Origin of the sequence: Collinsella sp. BG-O-102 (assembly GCF_023656745.1) — a bacterium.
Lineage (GTDB): Bacteria > Actinomycetota > Coriobacteriia > Coriobacteriales > Coriobacteriaceae > Collinsella.
The window spans coordinates 68,039-89,992 of the sequence record NZ_JAMOKO010000009.1; the positions used below are offsets into that span (position 1 = coordinate 68,039).

At 61.2% G+C, this 21,954-nt stretch carries 13 protein-coding genes; 10 read left to right on the top strand and 3 right to left on the bottom strand.

All coding sequences use genetic code 11. The features are described from left to right. Positions 1 to 275 precede the first annotated feature (275 nt). On the top strand, positions 276 to 6,602 hold the full coding sequence (locus NBH09_RS06070) for a Spy0128 family protein (RefSeq protein WP_250787348.1): 6,327 nt from the start codon (positions 276 to 278) through the stop codon (positions 6,600 to 6,602). A 603-nt stretch (positions 6,603 to 7,205) separates the two neighbouring features. Here the strand turns inward: NBH09_RS06070 and NBH09_RS06075 are convergent. Then, positions 7,206 to 7,835, bottom strand: coding sequence for a response regulator (locus NBH09_RS06075; RefSeq protein WP_250787349.1), 630 nt, complete (start codon positions 7,833 to 7,835; stop codon positions 7,206 to 7,208). Further along, complete coding sequence (locus NBH09_RS06080) at positions 7,832 to 8,977, bottom strand: sensor histidine kinase (protein ID WP_250787350.1); 1,146 nt, start codon at positions 8,975 to 8,977, stop codon at positions 7,832 to 7,834. The genes NBH09_RS06075 and NBH09_RS06080 overlap by 4 nt, the downstream gene beginning before the upstream one ends. A gap of 210 nt (positions 8,978 to 9,187) precedes the next feature. Here NBH09_RS06080 and NBH09_RS06085 point away from each other — a divergent pair, with 210 nt between their 5' ends. From NBH09_RS06085 to NBH09_RS06110, 6 genes are all read left to right on the top strand, one after another. Continuing rightward, complete coding sequence (locus NBH09_RS06085; protein WP_250787351.1) at positions 9,188 to 10,126, top strand: ABC transporter ATP-binding protein; 939 nt, start codon at positions 9,188 to 9,190, stop codon at positions 10,124 to 10,126. Between the two features lie 9 nt (positions 10,127 to 10,135). Continuing rightward, entirely contained in the window at positions 10,136 to 11,323 is a 1,188-nt protein-coding gene (locus NBH09_RS06090) for an ABC transporter permease (protein ID WP_250787352.1), read from the top strand. After that, on the top strand, positions 11,310 to 12,515 hold the full coding sequence (locus NBH09_RS06095) for an ABC transporter permease (RefSeq protein ID WP_250787353.1): 1,206 nt from the start codon (positions 11,310 to 11,312) through the stop codon (positions 12,513 to 12,515). Before NBH09_RS06090 ends, NBH09_RS06095 begins: the two co-directional genes overlap by 14 nt. A 326-nt stretch (positions 12,516 to 12,841) precedes the next feature. After that, positions 12,842 to 13,555 carry an ABC transporter ATP-binding protein gene (locus tag NBH09_RS06100; protein WP_250787354.1) on the top strand — a complete coding sequence of 238 codons (714 nt, stop codon included), beginning with the start codon at positions 12,842 to 12,844 and terminating at the stop codon, positions 13,553 to 13,555. An 8-nt stretch (positions 13,556 to 13,563) separates the two neighbouring features. Next, positions 13,564 to 16,230: an ABC transporter permease gene (locus tag NBH09_RS06105; protein ID WP_250787355.1), complete on the top strand. Its 2,667-nt coding sequence runs from the start codon at positions 13,564 to 13,566 to the stop codon at positions 16,228 to 16,230. 109 nt (positions 16,231 to 16,339) lie between these two features. Then, positions 16,340 to 17,545: a DUF362 domain-containing protein gene (locus tag NBH09_RS06110; RefSeq protein ID WP_250787356.1), complete on the top strand. Its 1,206-nt coding sequence runs from the start codon at positions 16,340 to 16,342 to the stop codon at positions 17,543 to 17,545. Between the two features lie 133 nt (positions 17,546 to 17,678). On the opposite strand, the gene NBH09_RS06115 is transcribed toward NBH09_RS06110, so the two are convergent. Next, positions 17,679 to 18,644: an alpha/beta hydrolase gene (locus NBH09_RS06115; protein WP_250787357.1), complete on the bottom strand. Its 966-nt coding sequence runs from the start codon at positions 18,642 to 18,644 to the stop codon at positions 17,679 to 17,681. Positions 18,645 to 18,830: 186 nt separating this feature from the next. Here NBH09_RS06115 and trhA point away from each other — a divergent pair, with 186 nt between their 5' ends. The 3 genes from trhA to NBH09_RS06130 all read left to right on the top strand — a co-directional run bounded on the left by trhA (position 18,831) and on the right by NBH09_RS06130 (position 21,868). Next, complete coding sequence (trhA, locus tag NBH09_RS06120; protein WP_006235740.1) at positions 18,831 to 19,514, top strand: PAQR family membrane homeostasis protein TrhA; 684 nt, start codon at positions 18,831 to 18,833, stop codon at positions 19,512 to 19,514. Between the two features lie 110 nt (positions 19,515 to 19,624). Beyond that, positions 19,625 to 20,998, top strand: a complete 1,374-nt coding sequence (locus NBH09_RS06125; RefSeq protein ID WP_055285343.1) for a hemolysin family protein — start codon at positions 19,625 to 19,627, stop codon at positions 20,996 to 20,998. 24 nt (positions 20,999 to 21,022) lie between these two features. Then, positions 21,023 to 21,868 carry a cyanophycin synthetase family protein gene (locus tag NBH09_RS06130; protein ID WP_250787358.1) on the top strand — a complete coding sequence of 282 codons (846 nt, stop codon included), beginning with the start codon at positions 21,023 to 21,025 and terminating at the stop codon, positions 21,866 to 21,868. Positions 21,869 to 21,954: the final 86 nt, after the last annotated feature.

Genomic DNA, 21,954 nt, shown 5'->3' on the forward strand with positions numbered 1-21,954 from the left:
ATGGTCAGGGGTATCGGGTCAAACGTAGTAGACGGGCCGGTTTCGTGGCGAGCGCCATCGACTGCCCCCTTTGGGGACGGAGGAAAGCGGATCATTTTTGCCTGATGGCTCCGAGTCGCACCCGTTTTCCTGCGAAAACGCCGTGTCTCAACTTTGGTGAGACATTTGTCTCACGCCCAAAACAGAATCTGGAACATGTGTCACCTGCCCAAATTGTGTCTCATTTCGTAACTTTAGGCTGTTGCAAGGTCTGAGACCGCGAGAAGGGAGACGCGATGAGTAAGTACACGAGGGGTCTCTTGGCGGTGATACTGGCCGTAGTGCTGGTGTTGCCAGCCGCAGCATTCGCCATGCTGCCCGAGGCCAACGCCAGGTCCAGCACAGGAATGGACGGACCGATAATGACCGGAAAGGTCGCCGACCCCGACACCAGCGGTCGCTGGGAAATCTGGGCGGCAGGCCACGGTGGCAATAAGGTAACGACCCAAAACGTCGGCCGAATCTGGACCGACAAGACGGTCGAGGCAACTGAGGAAAACGAAGAGTCGGATTTTCTGACCACGCTTTCGGCCATGTCCTCGACGTCTAATTCAACCGTGACGGTTACTACGCCGCTCGACATCGTGATGGTGCTGGATGCATCTGGCTCGATGGATGATCCTATGGGTGGCGGAGATCGCACTAAGCGTATCGATGCACTGAAGAACGCTGCGAACAGCTTTATCGATACCATCGCCAAACAAAACGAGAGTATCGAGGGTGTCGATAGGCAACATAGGGTTGCCATTGTTAAGTTTGCGGGCGAGAAGTCCAACAATATCGGCAACAATATGTATCGCGACGGAGGGTACTCCTACAATTACACCCAGGTTATGAAAGAATTGACCTACTGTTCCGGCAGCAATGCGGATGATCTCAAGAAGAATACAATTAATAAAATTCAGCCTGCCGGCGCCACGCGCGCCGACTATGGCCTAGAGCTGGCCGAGAAAATCACTACCACTTATGGCCGCAAAGATGCCAAGAAGATTATTGTGTTCTTTACCGACGGTACGCCAACAAAGCAAAATAAATTCGATGCGGGTGTCGCCAACGCTGCCGTGACAGCTGCTAAGAATATGAAGGACGGCAAGGCCACCGTTTATACCATCGGCATCTTTGATGGCGCGAACCCCAAAGCCAGTGTCCAAGATTCGAAGACAAGCCAAGAGAACAAGTTCATGCAGGCCGTTTCGAGCAACTACCCCAATGCCACGGCATGGGATGCTCATGGTGCACGCGCGGAAAACTCCGACTACTACAAGTCGGCGACCGATGCCGAAGAGCTCAAGAAGGTCTTCGACGACATCTCACAGGCCATTACGTCAGAGGCGCCTTATCCGACCGAAATTGATAAGGGCTACGACGCGACCAAGTCCGGCTACATCACGTTTACCGACGAGCTGGGCGACTTTATGCAGGTCGACAGCTTCACCGAGGTCGTCATCAACGGCACGCCGTTTACCAAGACGGACAAAACGGTCAATAAAGAAACCAATACCGACACCTACGAGTTCACCGGCAAGGCAAAAGACCTGCTCATTACCGTGCAGCGTGCTGGTGATGACAATCCCCAGAAGGGCGATGTCGTAACGGTCAGCATTCCTGCGTCGTTGATTCCGCTGAGCCACTTTAAGACCGTAGACGGCAAGCTTTCGGTCGACAGCGCTCAGCCTATCCGCGTGAAGTACACCTCGAGCGTGAAGAGCACTGCACTCGACAACCTGTTTACGCCCGAGAAGGTAACGGGGCTCAAGGATTACATCGAGAACAATACGACCGTTGCCAACGGCGCCAAGACCGTGAATTTCTACGCGAACAAGTGGGCTGCCGGCGATCTGGGCAATACGGTTGCGACCTTTGAGCCGGCCGACACCAACCGCTACTACTACTTCCAGAAGCAGACGCCCATTTACACGGACAAGGGCTGCACACAGCCTGCAAAGAATTCACTGACAGATACCGGCACCTATTACTACAAGGATGAGTTTGAGGAGCGGGGCGAAAACGGCGAGGCCAAGCCTGCCGCCGCCGTCATCGAGTTTATCGGCGGCGACGCTGCGAAGTTTGACGGCGCTATTGTTGCTGACGAGGGTGGCAACCTTTCGTTTAGCGTGGGAACCGCGCGCCTAGCCTTTATCGACGAGCTTCACACCACCAAGGAGAGTGTGGGCGGCAACAACACTGGCACCGCGACCGACGTTCTTAATCCCAAGTGGAACAACGTGTCCGCCAAGGCGACCGCGACGCATGTCAATTCCTACCTGGGCAACAACGGCAAGATCAGCTTTAACGTGACGCCGACAACGGTGGATACCAAGGCCAGCTTTGGCCTGACCAAGGTGCTCGAGGGCCGCAGCTGGACGGATGCGGACGAGTTTAAGTTTGAGCTCTCCGCGACGCCCAAGAATGACGCTCCGATGCCTGCATCCACGGACACGACCGTGCACAAACCCGACCCGGACGGCAAGGCAGCCATCGACTTCGGCGAGATCACCTACAACAAGCCGGGCGAGTACACCTATGAGGTCCGCGAGGTCAAGGGCGACGCCGGTGGCATTACCTACAGCAAGAACGTTGCCACGTTCAAGGTGACCGTGGCGGTTAATGCCACGGGTGGGCTTAAGGCTGACGTTGAAAAGATCTCGGGCGAGACCGAGTTCAAGAACACCTATAGCGCCAAGATGGAAACTCCGCTGACCCTTGAGGCAACCAAGACGCTCACGGGGCGCCCGATGGCTGATGACGAATTTAAGTTTGCGCTGAGCTATGCGGGGCACGACGAGGTTCTGCTGGATGCAACCAACAAGGGTGGCAAGGTTGAGTTCGGTCCGCTGACGTACACGACCAAGTCGCTCGCCAAGCTGGTCGAGGAAGACAAGGCATCGCTTGATGCTAGCTCAGACAAACCGACGTGGACCATTCATTACATTGCTGCCGAGCAGACCGGCAAGCTGCCTGCGGGCGTGAGCGCCACCGTGTCGGCAATTGACGCATGTGTAACCGTTGTCGACAACGGCGATGGTACCCTGACGGCGACGGCTGTCTACGGCGATGCCGGCAACGAGTTCGTGAACACCTACACTGCCGCGCCTGCCGAGGCATCGCTTGTGGGCAAGAAGAATCTGCAGGTTCCTAAGGGCCTGACCCCGGCTGACATTGCCGGCAAGTTCACCTTTACCGTGACCGGTGAAGATGGTGCACCCATGCCCGCGAACGCGAGCGTGACCAATCATGCCAAGGGCAAGGTCGACTTTGGCAAGATCACCTTTACACTCGACGACCTTAACAAGGCTCTGGGCGAGAAGCCCGAGAAGCGCGAGCACACCTTCACCTACACCGTGACCGAGTCCGGCGAGGTCGCTGGCGTGACCAACGACGCCAAGCTGTCGCGCGAGGTTTCCTTCACCGTGATTGATGACGGCAAGGGCAATCTGAGCGTATCCCACAAGCCGGACGGCGATGTGGCATTTACGTTCACCAATACCTATAACGTGACGCCTGTCGAGACGAGCGTCACCGACCAGATTACCGCGAACAAGGTTCTGATCGGCCGCGACCTCAAGGAAGGCGAGTTCTCCTTCGAGCTCGTCGAGGGCAACAAGGTCGTTGCCACCGGCATCAACGACGCCGAGGGCAACATCACGATGAGCGCCGTGAAGTACACCGAGGCCGGCGAGCACACCTACACGCTGCGCGAGGTCAACGGCGGAACCATCAGCAAGGGCATCACGTACGGCGACGCCAAGTACACCATCGAGACCACCATTACCGACAAGGGCGATGGCACGCTCAAGGCTGAGCATGTCCTGAAGGACGCCAAGACCGCAACCTTCAAGAACACCTACAGCGTGACCCCGACCGATGCAGACCTCGACTTTGACCTGAGCAAGGCCATCGACGGTCGCGAGTGGACGGATGGGGACGAGTTCAGCTTTACCATTACCGCCCCCGATGGCGCCCCGTTACCCGATCCTGCAACCGTAACCGTGAGCAAGCACGATGCGAAGGACGGCATTGCCGCCATCAAGTTCGGCAAGATTCGCTACACGGCTGCCGGAACCTACAAGTACGAGATCCGCGAGAACGCGGGCAATACGGTCGGCATGACGTATGACTCCCACGTCGCGACCGCCGAAGTAACCGTGACCGAGAACGGCGATGGCAACCTGACCGCCAACGTCACCAAGAAGGAAAACGGACGCTTTACCAACAAGTACCGCACTGAGCTTAACTACACCGCGGCCGGCGGTCTGTGGCTCAGCAAGTATCTGGACGGCCGCCCCATGACCGAGGGTCAGTTCACCTTTACCGTGACACCTGCTGACGACGCTTCGGCTCGCGCGCTCGGTCTGCTGCCCGGGGCTAATAGCTTCAAGTCCCCCGCAGCGGCAGAGGCAACGGTCGGACTGATCGACATTCTGGCTGGTCATGAGGTTATATTTACGCAGGCTGACGCCGGCAAGACCTTTACGTACACCGTGGCCGAGAAGAACGACGGCCAGCCCGGTTACACCTACGACGACGCCGTGCGCACGGTGACGATCGCCATCGCCGACGACACCGCCGGCACGCTCACTGCTACGACGACCGTTTCCGGCGGTCCCGAGGGCACGCATGAGACGGTCCACAAGAGTGGCGAGAACAAGGTCGAGAAGGCCCTGGTGCCGTTCCACAACAGTTACAGCGCTACGACCAACACGCCTGGCGGCACCGCCGCTCAGGTCGTTGCCACCAAGACTCTGGCCGGCCGCCCGATGGCCGACGGCGAGTTCTGGTTCGGCATCGCCTATCAGGGTGAGCTTGTGGCATACGAAAACCTCAAGCCCAATATCGGCGGGCACGTGAGCTTTGATACGCTGCACTACGACACTAAGATGCTTGCTAATCTTGAGGCTGCTGGGCTTGCTTATCGTACCGATAAGGACGGTAAGCTTGCCTGGACCATTAACTACACGGCCTACGAAGATTTATTCGGGCTGCCGAATGGCGTTTCCGCTACAACGTGGAGCTTTGGCTTTAAGGTTATCGTCGTCGACAACGGTGACGGTACCCTGACGGCAACGGTCGACTACGGCGGCGTCGAGCCCTTGTTCGAGAACGTCTACGGCGCCGAAGCCGTCGATGCCGCGCTCACCGGCACTAAGAAGCTCCAAGCTGCCGAGGGCCTGACCCCGGCTGACATCACGGGCAAGTTCACCTTTACCGTGACCGCCGACGAGGCTGGTGCCCCGATGCCCGAGCGCACGACCGCAACCAACGACGCGGCTGGCAACGTGGACTTTGGCAAGATCCACTTTACGCTCGAGGACCTCAACCGCGCTCTGGGCGTGACGGACGATGCGACCGATAAGGCCGAGGCAGACGAAGCTGACGAAGCCGAGGCCGACGAGGCAGAGGCCGACGAGGCAGAGGCTGAAGAGGCCGACACCGATGCCAACGCCGACGAGCCCAGCGACGAGCCCGAGCCCGCAGCCCCCACCGCTCCGCGCTCGCACACCTTTACTTACACGGTGACCGAGTCCGGTAGTGCCCCTGGCGTGACCAATGACACCAACGCCACGCGCAAAGTTTCCTACACCGTGTCTGACGACGGTGCCGGGCATCTGAGCGTCAAGCGCGAAGGCGACGACGGTGCTGCCTTCACGTTTACCAACACCTACGGCGTGGCACCTACCGATTCGTCCGTGACCGATCAGGTCAAGACAGTCAAGCGCCTGACTGGACGCGACCTTGCAGCAGGCGAGTTCACGTTTGAGCTGCTCGAGGACGACGTGGTTGTCGCTAACGGCACCAACGACGCTAACGGCACCGTGACGCTGAGCCCGATTCGCTACGAGGCACCCGGCACGCACACGTACACGCTGCGCGAGGCTTGCCCCAACGCGCTCGGCCTGTACAAGGGCGTCACCTATGACGGCACGACCTACACCGTCGTGACCACCGTCTCCGACAACGGCGACGGCACGCTGACCGCGACGCACAAGCTCGAGGGAACCACCGAGTCGGCTGGCTTTACCAACAAGTATCACGCCATGCCTACGCAGATTTCCATCGGCGCTATCAAGGTGCTCGAGGGACGCGAGCTCAAGAAGGACGAGTTTAGCTTTAAGCTCGTTGGCGAGGACATCGAGTCTACGGTTACCAACGATGCCGACGGCAAGATCAACTTTGACAAGTTTGAGTACGACGAGCCCGGTACGCACGCCTACACCATCAGCGAGGTCAAGGGCGACGAGGTCGGTATGACCTACGACAAGTCCGTCTTTACCGTGACCGTCAACGTGGTCGATGACGGCGAGGGCAACCTCAAGGCGAACGTCGCCTTTACCAAGGGCGACAAGAGCGTCGAGGGTATCGTGTTCAACAACACGTACAAGAAGCCCGAGACGCCCGTGCTGACGCCCGATCCCGGCACGCGTAAGACCGTGACGAACATCGTCAAGACGGTCAAGGGTTTCCTGCCCACCACAGGCGACCAGCAGGCTGCCGCATTGCTCATGGCATTCGTCATTGCCATGGCCGGCGTCGGTGCCCTGGTCTGGGGTATCCGTAAGCGCTAGGCACGCTGGCAGCGCCCGGGGCCAAAAGGCCCCGGGCGGCCGGCAGGGCTAAATCCCGACCTACTCCTACCCCCAGCCGCCACGGAGGCATCTCCCTCCTCCGTGGCGGCGCTTTTGTGCGTAGGCGAGAAGGGCCTGCCACGAAACCGGCCCATCTACTACGTTTAGCCCCTTACCCCCAACCATGCCGAAAAGCGCGAAAACAAAACCGCAGGTAGAACGCCTGCGGTTTTGTTCAAAACGAAGGTATGGTCAGGGGTATCGAGTCAAACGTAGTAGATGGGCCGGTTTCGTGGCGAGCGCTGCCAAATGATCCCCCGGGGACGGAGGAAAACGGATCATTTTGGTCCCGCGAGGCTTGCGGAGGTACTCGTGCAGGGCCGCCCGAACAAAACTATGTCGGTTTACTACGACGAATTCGACATTCCCGACCATGGCTGCATTTTTCTAAATATTGCAAACGTTCTACCTGCGGTTTTGCAAGCGCGCAATTTGCTGTGGTCGGAGACGGGCGATTCATCGTAGTAAACCGGCATAGTTTTGAAATGGCATTAAATCGGTAGCAGCCATTTTACTCTGCTGGGGCGGTCGGTCTTCGGGCAACTACCCTCGCAGGTAGGCGATGGCGATTTGGGTGCGGTTGCGCAGGCCCATTTTGGCAAGGATCGAGCTGATGTGGTTTCGCACGGTGCCTTCGCCCATATAGGCGGTGGCGGCAATCTCCTTGTTATCGAGACCGCGGGCGATGAGCTCGGCGACTTTGAACTCGCGGTCGGTCAGGCTGGCAAAGGCCGCGGGCCGGCGGGTCGTGCCGGCCTCGACGCCCGCCCCATCAAAGTCGATATCCTCGATCGCCTTACCCTCGAGCATGCGTTTGCCATCCATGACCTGCGCCAACGCCGGCGGAATGGCGGCGACATCGGTTTTAATCAGGTACCCGCGCGCACCCAGTTTCAGCGCCGACACAATGTACTCGTCATCCGAGAATGTCGTCAGAAACACCACGCGCGCCGCAGGGTCGCGCTCAAGGATTTCGCGTGCCGCCGAAAGTCCGTCGCGCCCCGGCATCTGAATGTCGAGCAGCGCGATATCGGGTGCGTGTTCGGCATAGAGCGAAACCGCGTCGTTGCCGTTGGCGCCGGTGCCCACTACCTCGATCTGCGGCTGGGCGCCCAGGATAATCTTGAGCGAATCGACCACCAAGCGGTCGTCGTCGACAACGATGAGCCTCATCGGCCCTCATCTCCTTGCTGTTTGGGAACGGTGGCAAACACACGCCAGCCGCCGGTGCCGGCGCGCGGGCCGGCGGTGAAGGTGCCGCCAAGCGCCTCGACGCGCTCGCGCATGGAGGCGAGCCCCATGCCCTCCGCAGCGCCGCGGCCGCTTGCTTGGACCCCGCCCGCGCCATCGTCGGTAACGACAAGCTGGTAAAACGACGGATGTTCCATGCATCGTACGGTGACGGTTTGGGCGCAAGCGTGGCGCATGGCGTTGGAAAGCGCCTCGCGCAGCACCGCCGCAAAGCAGTTGGCGACGTTGGCGGGCGCATGCTCGGCCAAAACCTCAAGCTCAATCTGCGGACCGCTGTCCGAGCGTGCGCCTTCAACGATGCGCTCGAGCTGCACGGAGAGGTCAGTTGCATTGTCGTTGAGCGCGTGGACGCTGGCGCGCACGAGCTGGAGCGCCTCGTCAACCGTGCGTTTGACGTCGGCGAAATCGGCGGCGACGCCGGGCTCATCGGCATGGACCACGCGCAGGGCCTCGGCTTGAAGCGAAGCGCGCGTGAGCTGGTGGCCCACGTTATCGTGGATCTCGCGCGCGATACGGGCGCGTTCGGCGAGCGTCGCGAGCTCGACTTCGTAGTCCTGGCGGTCGGCGAGGTCGCGGTTGCGTGCCTCGAGTGCCAGGGCGCGTTCTTGCAGCTTGTCGCGGGTGCGACGCATGCGTTCCTGTTCGCGCTCCAGCTGCGCGGTGCGCAGCGACAGCAACGTGGCGGCGACCGAAAGGATGGCGGTTAACAGCAGCGTTCGGGTGGTGAGCACGCCACCACGAAGGTCCGCGACAAGCGCGCAGACAAACACGGCGCCAATCGCCAGCGCGGGCCAGATTCGTTCACGGCGAACGCGTCGCGCGATGTCATAGAGAGCGAGAGGCGCAAACGGCACAAACGGCGGCACGAAGACAGCCGCGATGATGCAGGCGTAGCTCGCGGCCTCGCTCACACGGCGGGCGCGGTTTCCCTGTACGACCTCGGCCAGCGAGGTGGCAATAACGCCAAGGCAAAACGCCGCGACCAGGCGAGCGTCCACAGCAAGACCCATGGCGGCCGCAATACAGCACGCCAGCACGATCGATTTGTCGAAAAGCCTGTTCATACGGGTATTGTACGCGAAGGCGCGCGCGGTGGAGGGGCTGCCTGCGCAACCGTGACATTCCTCCCGCGCGGCAAAGCGGCGTCGATCGCTCGCGCGAGCGGGGGTTTCACCTCTGCCCCCTCGCACTCGTGACAAAGCTCACTGGCGTGCGCCGGCGGCTCCTGCGATGATGCAATCGTACCGGGCCGCAATCAACGGAAGGGCCGCCTCATGACAGACATCGTCCACGTCGAAAACCTCGTCAAGCGCTACGACGATCTTATTGCGCTCGACCACTTTAATCTGAGCATCGCCCCCGGCGAGATCTTTGGCCTGCTGGGCCCCAACGGCTCGGGCAAGACCACGTCCATCAACTGCATTCTGCAGCTGCTCGCCTACGACAAAGGCACCATCGAGCTGTTCGGTGAACCCATGACGCCCACGCGCTACGACCTCAAGCGCCGCATCGGCGTGGTCCCACAGCAAGTTGCGGTGTTCGACGAGCTCACGGTGCGCGAGAACATCGACTATTTCTGTAGCCTGTACGTCAACGACCGCAAGCGCCGCCGTGCGCTGGTAGACGAGGCGATCGACTTTGTCGGGCTGGGCGACTTTGCTAAGTTCCGCCCTGGCAAGCTCTCGGGCGGCCTGGCGCGTCGCCTCAACATCGCCTGCGGCATCGCGCACAAGCCTGAGCTCATCTTCTTTGACGAGCCCACGGTGGCGGTCGACCCGCAGAGCCGCAACGCCATCCTGGAGGGCATCTGTCGCCTGCGCGATGAGGGTGCCACAGTGGTGTATACCAGCCATTACATGGAGGAAGTCGAGCAAATCTGCAGCCGCATCATGATCATGGACGGCGGGCGCGTGCTGGCTCAGGGCACCAACGACGAGCTCAAGCGCATGATTCAGATGGGCGAGCGCGTGACTGTCGAGGTTGGCGCCGTAGAGACCGCCACGGTCGAGCGGCTGCGCGCCCTCGAGCACGTGCTTTCGGTTGAGCTGTCCGGCGGCGAGCTCATCTGCACCTGCGAAGCGAGCCCGCACAATTTGGTCGACATCCTCGACACGCTGCGCGCTGCCGACGTTGCGCTCGGCCGCGTGTGGAGCGAGCCGCCGACCCTCAACGACGTGTTCCTCGAGATCACCGGCCGCGAGCTGCGCGACTAGGGGGCAGCCATGTTCAACACCATCATCACTACGGTCAAGACGCTGCTGCGCCGGCCGAGCACGTGGGTCTGGGGCGCTCTCTTTCCCATCGTACTTTCCACGATGTTCATGTTTATGTTTGCGAACCTCAGCTCCGACGGCACGGTCGACCCGGTGCCGGTGGCCGTCGTGGCGGACGAGGCTTGGGACGCTTCGACCTTTAAGGGCGTGGCGACGTCGCTTGCCAAGGAAGGCGGCGATCAGCTGCTCGAGATCCACGAGCTCGACGACGCAGCCGATGCGAACCGTGCGCTTAAGGCCGGCGAGGTCGCGGGCATCTATACGGTCGACGATGCGGGCACGCCCAAACTCACGTTGCTTTTGAGCTATGGCAGCTCGCGTGCGACGTCGGTGCTCACCGACCGCAGTATTCTGGAGACGGTGGCAAGCTCGTATACACAAAATGCCAAGCTCATGTCCCAGATTGCCCAGGACAACCCGGCGGCGCTCGCCGACCCGGAGGCGGTTGCGCGCGCTCTATCGCTCGAGGGCGGTACCCGCCGCGTAAGCCTGACACGCACCACGCCCGATGGCACGGTCATCTACTATTACGCGCTTTTTGGCCTGGTCGCGATGATGTCTGCGGAGTTTGCCGCCTTGAGCGTCGTCGACCTGCAGCCCAATCTGTCGGGCCTTGGCGCACGTCGCTGTGTGGGCGGTCTTTCCAAGACGGCATCGCTGACCGGCATCTTTGTCGGCTCGTGGCTGGTCTCCTTTGCCTCGATGACGATCGCGATCGGCTACGTGCGCCTGGTCGTGGGCGTCGACTTTGGCGGGCGCGAGGGGCTGTGTCTGGTGGGTGGCGCCGCTTCCGCGCTTGCCGCCACGGGCTTGGGCCTTTTCGTGGGCACACTTCCCGTTAAGGGCGGCAAGGCGTCCAAGTCCGGCATCCTCACGGGCTTTGCTACCACGTGCGCCCTGTTCGCCGGCCTCTACGGCGAGCCGGCGATGGCGCTTGCCGACGACGTCGCCCGCGCCTGCCCGGCCGAGTGCTGGCTCAACCCCGTCAAGCTCATCTGCGACATGTTCAACCGCCTGTATTTCTTTGAGGACCTGGGACCTTTTGCCGTTCGCGCTGGCGCGCTGGTCCTCATGACGCTGGTGTTTGTCGCCGCCGCTACGCTGATCTTTGGAAGGAGCCGCTATGAGCACCTTTAAGACTGCGCTTCGCATGGCGCTGGCGCACCCGTTCTACCTGCTCATCTATACGGTGTTCATCTCGCTCATGGGCGTATTCATCGCGGCATCGGTGAGCTGGAACTCGTCGCAGCTTACCGAGTACAAGCCCTACGATACCAACGTGATTGTGGTCGACCGCGACGGCAGTGATCTTTCACGTGCGCTCACCAAGCACCTGGGTTCGCGTTTTGACCTGGTCACGGGCATCGGCGACGACGCGTACGACCTTGCGGTCGCGCTCTCCAAGAGCAACAGCGCTAAGGGCAGCGCCGACTGCGTGTTCTTTATCCCGGAGGGGTTTGAGGGCGACCTGGTCGCGGCCGCCCGCGCGGGGGAGTCCCTGCCCAAGCTCGATGTGACCTACGGCGCCGGCACCATGGCGGCGGCGCTTTCGTCTGCCGAGGCCTCGCGCTGGATCTCGCTCGCGGGCGCTGCGGCGGCCCTAGAGCCCGCCGTCTCTAATGGCAGCGTCGCCAAGGCCGCCGAGCATGCCGCCGCCAAGCGCGCCGAGGTCCAGATCGAGCAGGTCAAGGTTGGCTCGACTGCCGCCGCCACGCTCAAGTCGTATTTCAACTTTGGCGCGTACGCGATTATCTCGTCGGTCATCGTATCGGTGGGGCTGGTGTTCTCGGGCATGAATGAGCCCGAGCGCGTGCGCCGCATGGAAGCCGGCCCGCTCTCCGAGCGCCAGCGTTCACTCGCCGTGTTCGCGGCTGCCGCGGTGCTCACCGTCTGCATTTGGCTCGTGTCGAGCATGATGGGCGTCGTGGGCTTTGCCGGCGCGGTTGCCGAAGTCGGCGTGGGCCGTGTGTGCCTGGCGCTGGCGGCGACGTTTGCCCTGGCGTGCACGCCGCTGGCCGTTGGCTTTGCGCTGTCGAGCCTGGGTGCGCGCGAGGAGCTGCTCAACGGTGTGGGCAACCTGCTTGGCATGCTCATGACGTTTTTGGGCGGCGCTTGGATGCCGCTGTCGCTGATGGGCCCGGCCGTGCAGACCGTGGCGCACTTTGTGCCGACATATTGGGTGAACGACGCGATCGGCAAGGCGCTCGCGTCGGACCTGACGTCTGCCATGTTGGGCGACATCGCCTGCGACCTGGGCGTCACCGTGCTCTTTGCCGTGGCCATCGCCGCCGCAGGCCTGGCCCTCTCACGCACCAAATCCCACGCCTAGCCACCTAGTCATCGGGTACTCATTGGGGACAGACTTAAACGACCAAGAGTGGTCATTGGGGACAGACTTAAACGACTAGTCATTGGGGACAGTCTTTGCCGAACCGCCGGCTTGCCGGCCGGGTTGCCAAGGACTGTCCCCAGCTGCCGGCAGAAAGGGAACGTCCCTAACTGCCGGGTGGCGAAAGAGTGTCCCCAACAGCTAGTCATTTAAGAACGTCCCCAATGACTAGCCTTGAAACAAATCCCCACTCTCGCCCCAAAATAGTTCGCCAAGGTTTACTATTACGTTCATAAAGTAGTACGAGGCTAACAATGGGGGATGCCATGGCAACGCAGAAAGCCTATGTCCAGGTCAAAGGGCTCAAAAAGCACTACGGCGACGGTGATGCGCGCCTGACGGTACTCGATGGCATCGACACGTCCATCAACCGCGGCGAAATCTGCGTCATGCTGGGTCCCTCGGGCTCGGGCAAGTCGACCTTTCTCAACCTGATCGGCGGCCTGGAGGATGCCGACGCCGGCTCCATCATGGTGGACGGCTGCGACCTCACGGTGCTCAAGCCCGCCGACCTGGGCGAGTATCGCCGCCGCGAGCTGGGCTTTGTCTTCCAGTTCTACAACCTGGTGCCTGATCTCACCATCAAGGAAAACATCGAGGTCACGGCGCACCTGTCCAAAAACCCGCTCAGCGTCGACGACCTGCTGCGCTCGCTGGGCCTCTACGAGCACCGCAACAAGTTCCCGTGCCAGGTCTCGGGTGGCCAGCAGCAGCGCTGCGCCATCGGCCGCGCACTCGTCAAAAACCCGGGCCTGCTGCTGTGCGACGAGCCCACGGGCGCGCTTGACTATAAGACGTCCAAGGAAATCTTGCAGCTCATGGAAGATGTCAATCACGAGTACGGCTGCACCATCATCATTGTCACCCACAATGCCGCCATCGCGCGCATGGCCAATCGCGTGCTGCGCCTGCGCGACGGGCGCATCGTCGAGGATGAGCTCAACGAGTCGCCCGTCTCGGCCGCCGAGCTCGATTGGTAGGCGGCGCCATGACACCTCTCGCAAAACGTCTCCCACGCGAGCTGCGCCGCAATACCGGCAAGTACCTGGGCATCTTTTTGCTTATGTGCGGAAGTATCGCTCTCACCTCGGGCTTTTTGCTCGCGGCGCATTCCATCGGCTGCCTCATCGATGACATGCGCGATGCGTACACGATTGAGGACGGCCGCGTGACCACCTCCTTCGAGGCGACCGAGGAGCAACTCAAGGCAGCCGAGGACGCGGCCGACGACGTCGGCGGCGTCACGCTCTACAAGAATTTCTCCATCGACGCCATCATCAAAAAGACCGCCGGCGACGACGGCACCAAGCGCACGCTGCGCACCTATGCGCACCGCACCAAGGTCGATATCGCGTCCTACTGTGAGGGCAAGGAGCCCAAGACGGACGATGAGGTAGCCATCGACCGTGTCTTCGCCACCAACAACGACCTCGCCGTGGGCGATAAGGTTGAGCTTGAGGGCCGCACCTACATCATCTGCGGCATCATGACCCAGCCCGACAGCCAGGCGCTGTTCCTCAACAATTCGGACTTTACGGTGAACACCATCACGTACGGCGTGGCCGAGGTCACCGATGGCGGCTTTGCCGCGCTCGAAGATGCCGGCGGCGCGCCCGCCTACACCTACTCCTTCACCTTTACCGATCGCGACCTCCCCACCGCGGACCGCATCGACGCCGAGCAAGATATGGTCGAGGCACTGACCGACGCCGATGCGCGCGTGGACGATCTGATCGACGCCGATTCCAATCAAGGCATTGGCTATGCGCGCGATGACGTGGACGGCGACTCTATGATGTGGATGACGCTGCTCGACATCATCATCGTGATCATGGCGTTCGTCTTTGTGGTCCTTACCGACGCCACCATCGAGGAGGAGAGCGCCATCATCGGCACACTGCTCGCCAGCGGCTATCGCCGTCGCGAGATCGTACTGCACTACCTCGCGCTTCCCGCCATCGTGGGCATGCTCGCGGCGCTGTTGGGCACCGCGCTCGGCGTTGCGTTCTTTACCGAGCCCATGCGCGGCCTCTATTACGGCTCGTACAGCCTGCCGCCCTTCCAGGTGTACTGGAGCTGGGAGATCTTTGTGAAGTGCGCCGTGGTTCCCGCCGCCGCGCTTATCCTCATTACGCTGGTGGGCCTGCTCCGCAAAATGGGCAAGACGCCGTTGCAGTTCCTCCGTCACGAGGCGGGCGGCAAGTCGGGCACCAAGCGCGGCCTGCAGCTGCCGGAGCGCATGGGCTTTGTCTCGCGCTTCCGCCTGCGCATCTTCCTGCGTAATCTGGGCAACTTCGCCACGCTTTTCGTGGGCATTGCGTTTGCCTCGCTGCTACTGCTCTTTGGCCTGGCGATTCTGCCCACGATGACGCACTACGCGGACAACCTCGAGACAAGCCTGGTCGCCGAGCACCAGTACACGCTCAAGGCCCCGCTGGAACTCGAGGGCACCGCCGAGGAGCGCGAGCAGTGGTCGGCACTCGAGCGTTTGCAGTCGGTTGACGGCGCACTGCTTTCTGCCGCTCAGGATGCCGATGACGAGCTTGACGACGCGGCCGATGCAGCGCAGGCAGCAGCCGATGCCGCGACCAGCGCTCCGTCTGCCGAGAGCCTGGCCGCGGCGCAGGACGCGCTCGCCAAGGTCCAGGACAAGAAGGATGCGCTTTATGCGCGCCTCGATGACCTTGCCGATGCCCTCGGCTGCGACCGCGACGAGGCTATCGACCTGATCGACAAGGCCTCTAAGATCGACACTGACAACGATGATATCCACCCGGTCAATACGACCGACAACGGCGCGGGCGCAATCGCGCAGGCCGAGAAATATGCCGTTTACCAGCTGCAATACGACCGCGGCGATAGAAATGGCGAGGAGACGATTTCCGTCTACGGTATTTCATCCGATTCGCGCTATTGGAAAGACCTCAACGTCGGCGATGGGCGCGTTGTCTTTGGCGGTGGCCTGCTCGACAAGTTTGGCTGGAGCGAGGGCCAGAAGGTCACGCTCCGCGACAAGTACGAGGGCGAGCATTATTCCCTTGAGTACGCGGGCGAGGACTGTGCCTGGGGCTCCAAGTCGGACATGAATATCTATATGAGTATCGACGACTTTAACGAGCTGTTCGACAACGACGCCGCCTACTTTAACGGCTATGTGAGCGACGAGAAGCTCGACCTCGATTCGCGCTACTTTGCCGGCGACACCACGCCCGACGACATGCGCGCCGTGGGCGACCAGTTCATCGGTATGATGAGCAAAATGATCGGAATGATGATTGGTCTCGCGGTGTTTATCTTCCTGCTGTTTATGTACCTGCTGACCAAGGCTGTGATCGATCACAGCGCCCGTTCGATCAGCTACATGAAAGTCTTTGGCTATCGCGATAGCGAGATCTCGCATCTGTATATCCGCTCGATCACGCTGTGCGTGGCGGCGTCGCTCGTGTTGAGCCTGCCGGTCATTATTGGCTCGCTCACGGCCATCTTCCGCTCGATGCTGCTCGCCTACAACGGCAATATCGAGATCTACGTGCCCGCTTGGTCCATGGCTGCGTGCGTGGGCATTGGCTTTGCGACCTACCTGGTCGTGGCGCTGCTACACACGCGCTCTATCAAGCGCGTCAGCCTGGCCGAGGCCCTCAAAGTCCAAGAGTAGTCATTTAAGTCTGTCCCCAATGACTAGGTGCCGCGCTTGACATTAACTCTGCTTTAACTGGTACCATCCCTTATGTCTGTAACGCCATATAGACCGAGGGGATAGATCTATGACCGCAACTGCACCCGCAGCACCCGCTAAGGTGTACTTCACCAACCTGCGCACGCATGCTCGCGAGAGCCAGCTCGACAAGCTCAAGCGCCTCATCCGTCACGCCGGAATTGAGCAGATCGACTTTGAGAACAAGTTCGTTGCTATCAAGATTCACTTTGGCGAGCTGGGCAACCTGAGCTTTTTGCGCCCCAACTACGCCCGCGCCGTCGCGGATGTCGTCAAGGAGCTGGGCGGCAAGCCCTTCCTCACCGACTGCAACACGCTCTATGTCGGTAGCCGCAAAAACGCGCTCGAGCACATCGATACCGCCTACCAGAACGGCTTTACCCCGTATGCCACGGGCTGCCAGATCATCATCGCCGACGGCCTTAAGGGCACCGACGAGGCGCTCGTCCCGGTCGAGGGCGGCGAGTACGTGCACGAGGCCAAGATCGGTCAGGCGCTCATGGATGCCGATATCGTGATCAGCCTCACCCACTTTAAGGGCCATGAGCAGGCCGGTTTTGGCGGCGCCATGAAGAACCTGGGCATGGGAGGCGGCAGCCGTGCCGGCAAGATGGAGCAGCATGCCGCCGGCAAGCCGAACGTCGCGACCGAGCACTGCGTTGGCTGCCATGCCTGCGAAAAGATCTGCGCGCACAACGCTATCTCGTTCGACGGCACCCGCGAGCGCGAGCTTGCCAGCGGCGCTACTCGCACGGTGCACGTGGCTGCCATCGACCACGATCGCTGCGTGGGCTGCGGACGCTGCATTGCGGCATGCAACCAGGACTGCATCAAGCCCGGTTATGAGGCCGCGGCCGACGTGCTCAACTGCAAGATCGCCGAGTACACCAAGGCCGTCGTCGACGGCCGCCCGAGCTTCCACATCTCGCTTGCCATGGACATCAGTCCCAACTGCGACTGCCATCCCGAAAACGATACGCCTATCGTCAACGACATCGGCATGTTCGCGAGCTTCGACCCGGTCGCCATCGACCAGGCCTGCGCCGACGCCGTCATGGCGTCTGAGCCGCTGCCCAACACCGAGCTCACCGATAGCGCGGCCAAGATGGAGCATAACCACGAGCATCTGGAGGGCGAGCAGGCCAAGGATCCCTTCTGCATCACGCATCCCGACACCGACTGGCGCGTGTGCATCGCGCATGCCGAGAAGATCGGCCTGGGCACGAGCGAGTATGAGCTCATCGAGGTCAAGTAGCACCTAGCTATTAGACAAAACAAGCGCCTTTGTAGCACAACTGTTAGCAAAAGCCGCCCGTGAGCACAGTGCCCACGGGCGGCTTTTCGGAAGTGCTAGGGGGTCAGATAGGCCAGTAAACCGTACTATTTGCCTAAAAATACTCGTCGAGGAAGTCGTCGACCGTGTTCCAGTAGAGTTTGGGGTTGACCTGCGCGCTCTTGGCGTGGGTGGCGCCATGGACGGTGAGCTTTTGCTTGACCTTGCTGGCGCACGCGTCGTAGTTTTGGTCGAGCATGCTGTACGGCACAAAGGTGTCTTGGTCACCGTGGATAAACAGCATGGGAACCGTCGCGCGCTTGAGCTGTTCCACGCTGCTCGCCTTATGAAAGTCGTAGCCCGCGCGCACGTTGCACACCAAGTTTGCTACATCGAGCAAGGGAAAGCTGGGCAGGCCGAACACGTCCTTGAGCTGCAGAGAAAACTCGTCCCAAACACTCGTATAACCGCAGTCCTCGATAATGCATTTCACGTTTGCGGGCAGAGATTCCCCTGCGACGTTCATGGCGGTCGCCGCGCCCATGGATTCGCCAAAGACCAGGATGCGCGCCTTGGGGTCAGCCTGAACGATTCGCTCGATCCATGCGACGATGTCGAGGCGCTCGGGCCAGCCCATGCCGATATAGTCGCCGCCGGAGCGCTCGTGGGCGCGGGCGGCGGGTGCGAGTACGTTCATGCCACGGTCGTGGAAGCGTTTGGCGTATCGGGCCATACCGATGGGCTCGTTGGTATATCCATGCAGGCAGACGGCGTAGTCGTGCGTGCTCTCCGACGCAGCAAAATACCAGGCGGCAAGCTCGGTCCCGTCGTCCGCGGTGAGGTTGCTGCTCTTGCGGTTCTCTTTAAACCATGCCCGCGCCTCGGTATCCTCGGCATCCGGCTGCTCACCTTCTTTGTCGTTCTTGCTATCCTGCATCATCTTCATGGTGTATGGCGCGCGGGGATTCAGCGCGAAGTCAAACAGAAAGTTGCCGGCAAATCCGAGCAGCGCAACGACAACCACCAGTGCAACGATGCCGGCTATCTTGAGCTTTCGATGGGAACGTGCGTTTTGAGCCATGCGGTATTCTCCTATAAGATGTTAATACATCAACATTTAATGCAAGCGCATTATGGACGTTCGCCGTTGATGCGTCAACAGGCAAAGAATGGGTAAACAAAGGGTCACGTATGGTGCAAATTTCGCACGTACCTAGACGCTTTGATATAGTGTTGAGAACTCTTTACGTTGGAGGATGTAACCGGCATGTCCGATTCGAGCGACAGTTCTAAGCCGCGACCCAAGACCGCGGTCGTTCCACACTACACAGTGGGCGAGGAGATCATGAACTCCGTCACCCATGGTGTCGGCTGCCTGCTGGGTATCGCGGGTCTGGTGCTCCTGATCGTATTCGCCGCCCTGCGCGGCGGAGGCCCGGCCCATATGGCCGCGGCGATTGTCTATGGCGTCAGCATTATCCTCGAATACCTAGCCTCCACGCTCTACCACGCGATTCAGCCCGCGCGCGCCAAGCGCGTGTTTCGCATCATCGACCACAGCTGCATCTACCTGCTCATAGCCGGCAGCTATACGCCGTTTTGCCTCATCACGCTCGCAAACGACGGCGGCGCTGTGCTGTTCTTTGCCGTATGGGCCATCGCCATCATCGGCATCGCCCTCGAGTGCTTCCTACGCGAGCGCCAGCCGCATTGGGTAAGCGGCCTGGTCTACCTGCTGATGGGCTGGCTCGTTGTCTTTAAGCTGCCCGAACTTGTTGCGCTGCTCAACCCCGTGGCACTTGCCCTGCTCGCCGTCGGCGGCGTGTGCTACACCGCGGGCGTGCCGTTCTATATCGCCAAAAACGTGCGCTATCTTCACAGCGTGTTTCACCTGTGGGTGCTCGCCGGCAGCATCTTCCAGTTCATGGCGGTGATTCTCTTCGTAATCTAGCGACCACGCCTGCGCACCCGCGTCCTTGTTTGGGCGCCGGTGCAATTGCCGTATCCGCCGTCAACGTTTTAATCCGACGTCCCGAATCTTGGAGGTTCGAGAAACTCCCGATGGACATAACCATCTCCCTTATCACCACCCTCGTTTTGACCCTCATCAACGGTTACTTCTCTATGTCAGAGATGGCGCTCACCACGGCCAAGCGCGCCGTGCTGGAGCACGAGGCCGAGGAAGGCGACAAACGCGCCGAGCGTGCCATTAAGCTGGCTGCCGACTCCGACCAGCTGCTCGCCACCATCCAGGTCGCCATCACGCTCGTGGGCTTCGCCTCGTCCGCCGTCGCCTCGACGAGTCTGTCCGACCCGCTCGCTACGTGGCTCATGAGCTTTGGCATCGCGCCGCTCTCCGCCATCGCGCGCGGCCTGGCGCCGGTCATCATCACCGTCGCGGTCGCCTTCGTGTCCATCGTGATCGGCGAGCTCGTCCCCAAGCGCATCGGCCTGGCCAATGCCGAGGGCGTGTCCAAGCAGGTCGTGGGACCGTTGTCGTTTTTCCAAAAGATCGCCCGTCCGCTCGTGTGGCTGACCGGTGCTTGCTCCGATGGCCTGGCCCGCATCCTGCGCATCAAGAGTGCCGACGACCGCCAGAACGTCTCGGAAGAAGAGATCAAGTACATGGTCTCGGAGCAGGACGACCTGCTCGACGAGGAAAAGCGCATGATCCACGAGATCTTCGACCTGGGCGACACCGTTGCCCGCGAGGTCATGGTGCCGCGCGTGGACACCACCATGTGCGAGGACGACGAGACGGTCGCCGACGTGCTGTCCACCATGCGCCAGACCGGCTTTAGCCGCATCCCCGTCTATCACGAGGATCCCGACAACGTCGCCGGCATCGCGCACATCAAGGACCTGATTCAGCCCGCGCTCGACGGCAAGGGCGACCAGCCCATCGCCGGCTTTTTGCGCGACGCCACCTTTGTGCCCGACACCAAGGACATCCTGCCGCTGCTGTCCGAGATGCAGACCTCGCACGACCAGATCGTGGTGGTCGTGGACGAGTACGGCGGCACGGCCGGCATCATCACCATCGAGGACATCGTCGAGGAGATCGTCGGCGAGATCGAGGACGAGTTCGACCCCGACAACAAGTATCTCACGCGCCTTTCGCGCCGCGAGTGGCTCGTTGATGGGCGTTTTTCGTGCGATGACGCGATTGAGCTTGGTTGGCCGCTTGAGGAAAGCGATGATTATGAAACCATCGCCGGCTGGATTTTGGAGCTTTGCGACTCGGTGCCCGACATCGGAGAGGTGTTTGAGGTCGCGGGGTACAAGTTTAAAGTGCAGTCGATGCGTGGCCAGCGCATCTCGCTCATTCGCGTGATCGCTCCGGCCGAAACCGATAAGAAGGATTCCGAGTCTTCGGTAGACGAGCCGACGACGTCGGGTGCGGGTTCCGCGAATCCGCACGACGGCGACGAGTAGGACAAGGAAGAGTAGGGGAGAGTTATGGCAGGCCTGTTTAACATCCTTAAGGTCACCGTCAGCGAGGACAAGATCTGCGCGCACGTGCTGGTGAACCCTGGCATGCCGCTCATGACCTCGGAGGATATCGAGGCCACGGCGCGCGTGTATTACCTGGTGCCGGCGATTGCCAAGCACCTGTGCCTGGGTGATTCCGGTCGCGAGTTCCAGGACTGCATGGGCCAGACCGAGCTTTGCCATCTGCTTGAGCATGTGACGGTCGAGCTCATGAACGAGACCGGTCTTGCCGGTAGCATCTCGTGCGGCCGCACGCGCGTAAGCGAGCACGACGAGCGCGTCTTTGAGGTTGAGCTTTCGTGCCCCGACGACGCGCTGGCCATCGGTGCGCTGTCTTCGGCCACCTTTATGATGGACTGGGCCTATCTGCACGCCGACCAGCCTGCCCCCGACGTGGAGGGCACGGTCGCGGGCCTGCGCAACCTGGTGCTGGGCATGCGCGCCGAGGCCGAGGGTAAGGATCCTCACGAGGCCGTCGCCGCTGCGAACGGCGAAGATGCTGCCGAGGACGAGGGCGCTGACGAGGGCGCTGACGAGGGCGATGCGCCGGTCGACGCCGAGCCCGTTTCCGATGCGACCGCCGAGCCCGTTTCCACCGAGCCCCAGGGTGTCCCCAACTTTGACGACGAGCCCCAGGTGGCGATTGATACCGAGGGCGCGGTTGCCGAGAACCACGAGGCCTCCGCTGCCGTCTTTGGCGGTGCGGCGACGGTTCCGGCAGGGCCTGCGCATGAGGGCGGCCTGCCGCTCGTGGACGGCGCCGGCGAGGACCCGGGTGCCACGGTGGCCATGCCGGCTATGCCCCAGGAGTAGGCCTACGCGTTTATCACCATCACGTACCTGCGCCTTTGCCGTACGCAGATGAGCGGAGCGGCAAGTGATGCGCTGCGGGTATAATG

Coding starts and splice junctions, on each gene's coding strand:
- NBH09_RS06100 (WP_250787354.1), top strand. CDS start 12,842: ATGGCAACGCAGAAAGCCTATGTCCAGGTCAAAGGGCTCAAAAAGCAC.
- NBH09_RS06085 (WP_250787351.1), top strand. CDS start 9,188: ATGACAGACATCGTCCACGTCGAAAACCTCGTCAAGCGCTACGACGAT.
- trhA (WP_006235740.1), top strand. CDS start 18,831: ATGTCCGATTCGAGCGACAGTTCTAAGCCGCGACCCAAGACCGCGGTC.
- NBH09_RS06105 (WP_250787355.1), top strand. CDS start 13,564: ATGACACCTCTCGCAAAACGTCTCCCACGCGAGCTGCGCCGCAATACC.
- NBH09_RS06110 (WP_250787356.1), top strand. CDS start 16,340: ATGACCGCAACTGCACCCGCAGCACCCGCTAAGGTGTACTTCACCAAC.
- NBH09_RS06130 (WP_250787358.1), top strand. CDS start 21,023: ATGGCAGGCCTGTTTAACATCCTTAAGGTCACCGTCAGCGAGGACAAG.
- NBH09_RS06115 (WP_250787357.1), bottom strand. CDS start 18,644: ATGGCTCAAAACGCACGTTCCCATCGAAAGCTCAAGATAGCCGGCATC.
- NBH09_RS06095 (WP_250787353.1), top strand. CDS start 11,310: ATGAGCACCTTTAAGACTGCGCTTCGCATGGCGCTGGCGCACCCGTTC.
- NBH09_RS06080 (WP_250787350.1), bottom strand. CDS start 8,977: ATGAACAGGCTTTTCGACAAATCGATCGTGCTGGCGTGCTGTATTGCG.
- NBH09_RS06075 (WP_250787349.1), bottom strand. CDS start 7,835: ATGAGGCTCATCGTTGTCGACGACGACCGCTTGGTGGTCGATTCGCTC.
- NBH09_RS06125 (WP_055285343.1), top strand. CDS start 19,625: ATGGACATAACCATCTCCCTTATCACCACCCTCGTTTTGACCCTCATC.
- NBH09_RS06070 (WP_250787348.1), top strand. CDS start 276: ATGAGTAAGTACACGAGGGGTCTCTTGGCGGTGATACTGGCCGTAGTG.
- NBH09_RS06090 (WP_250787352.1), top strand. CDS start 10,136: ATGTTCAACACCATCATCACTACGGTCAAGACGCTGCTGCGCCGGCCG.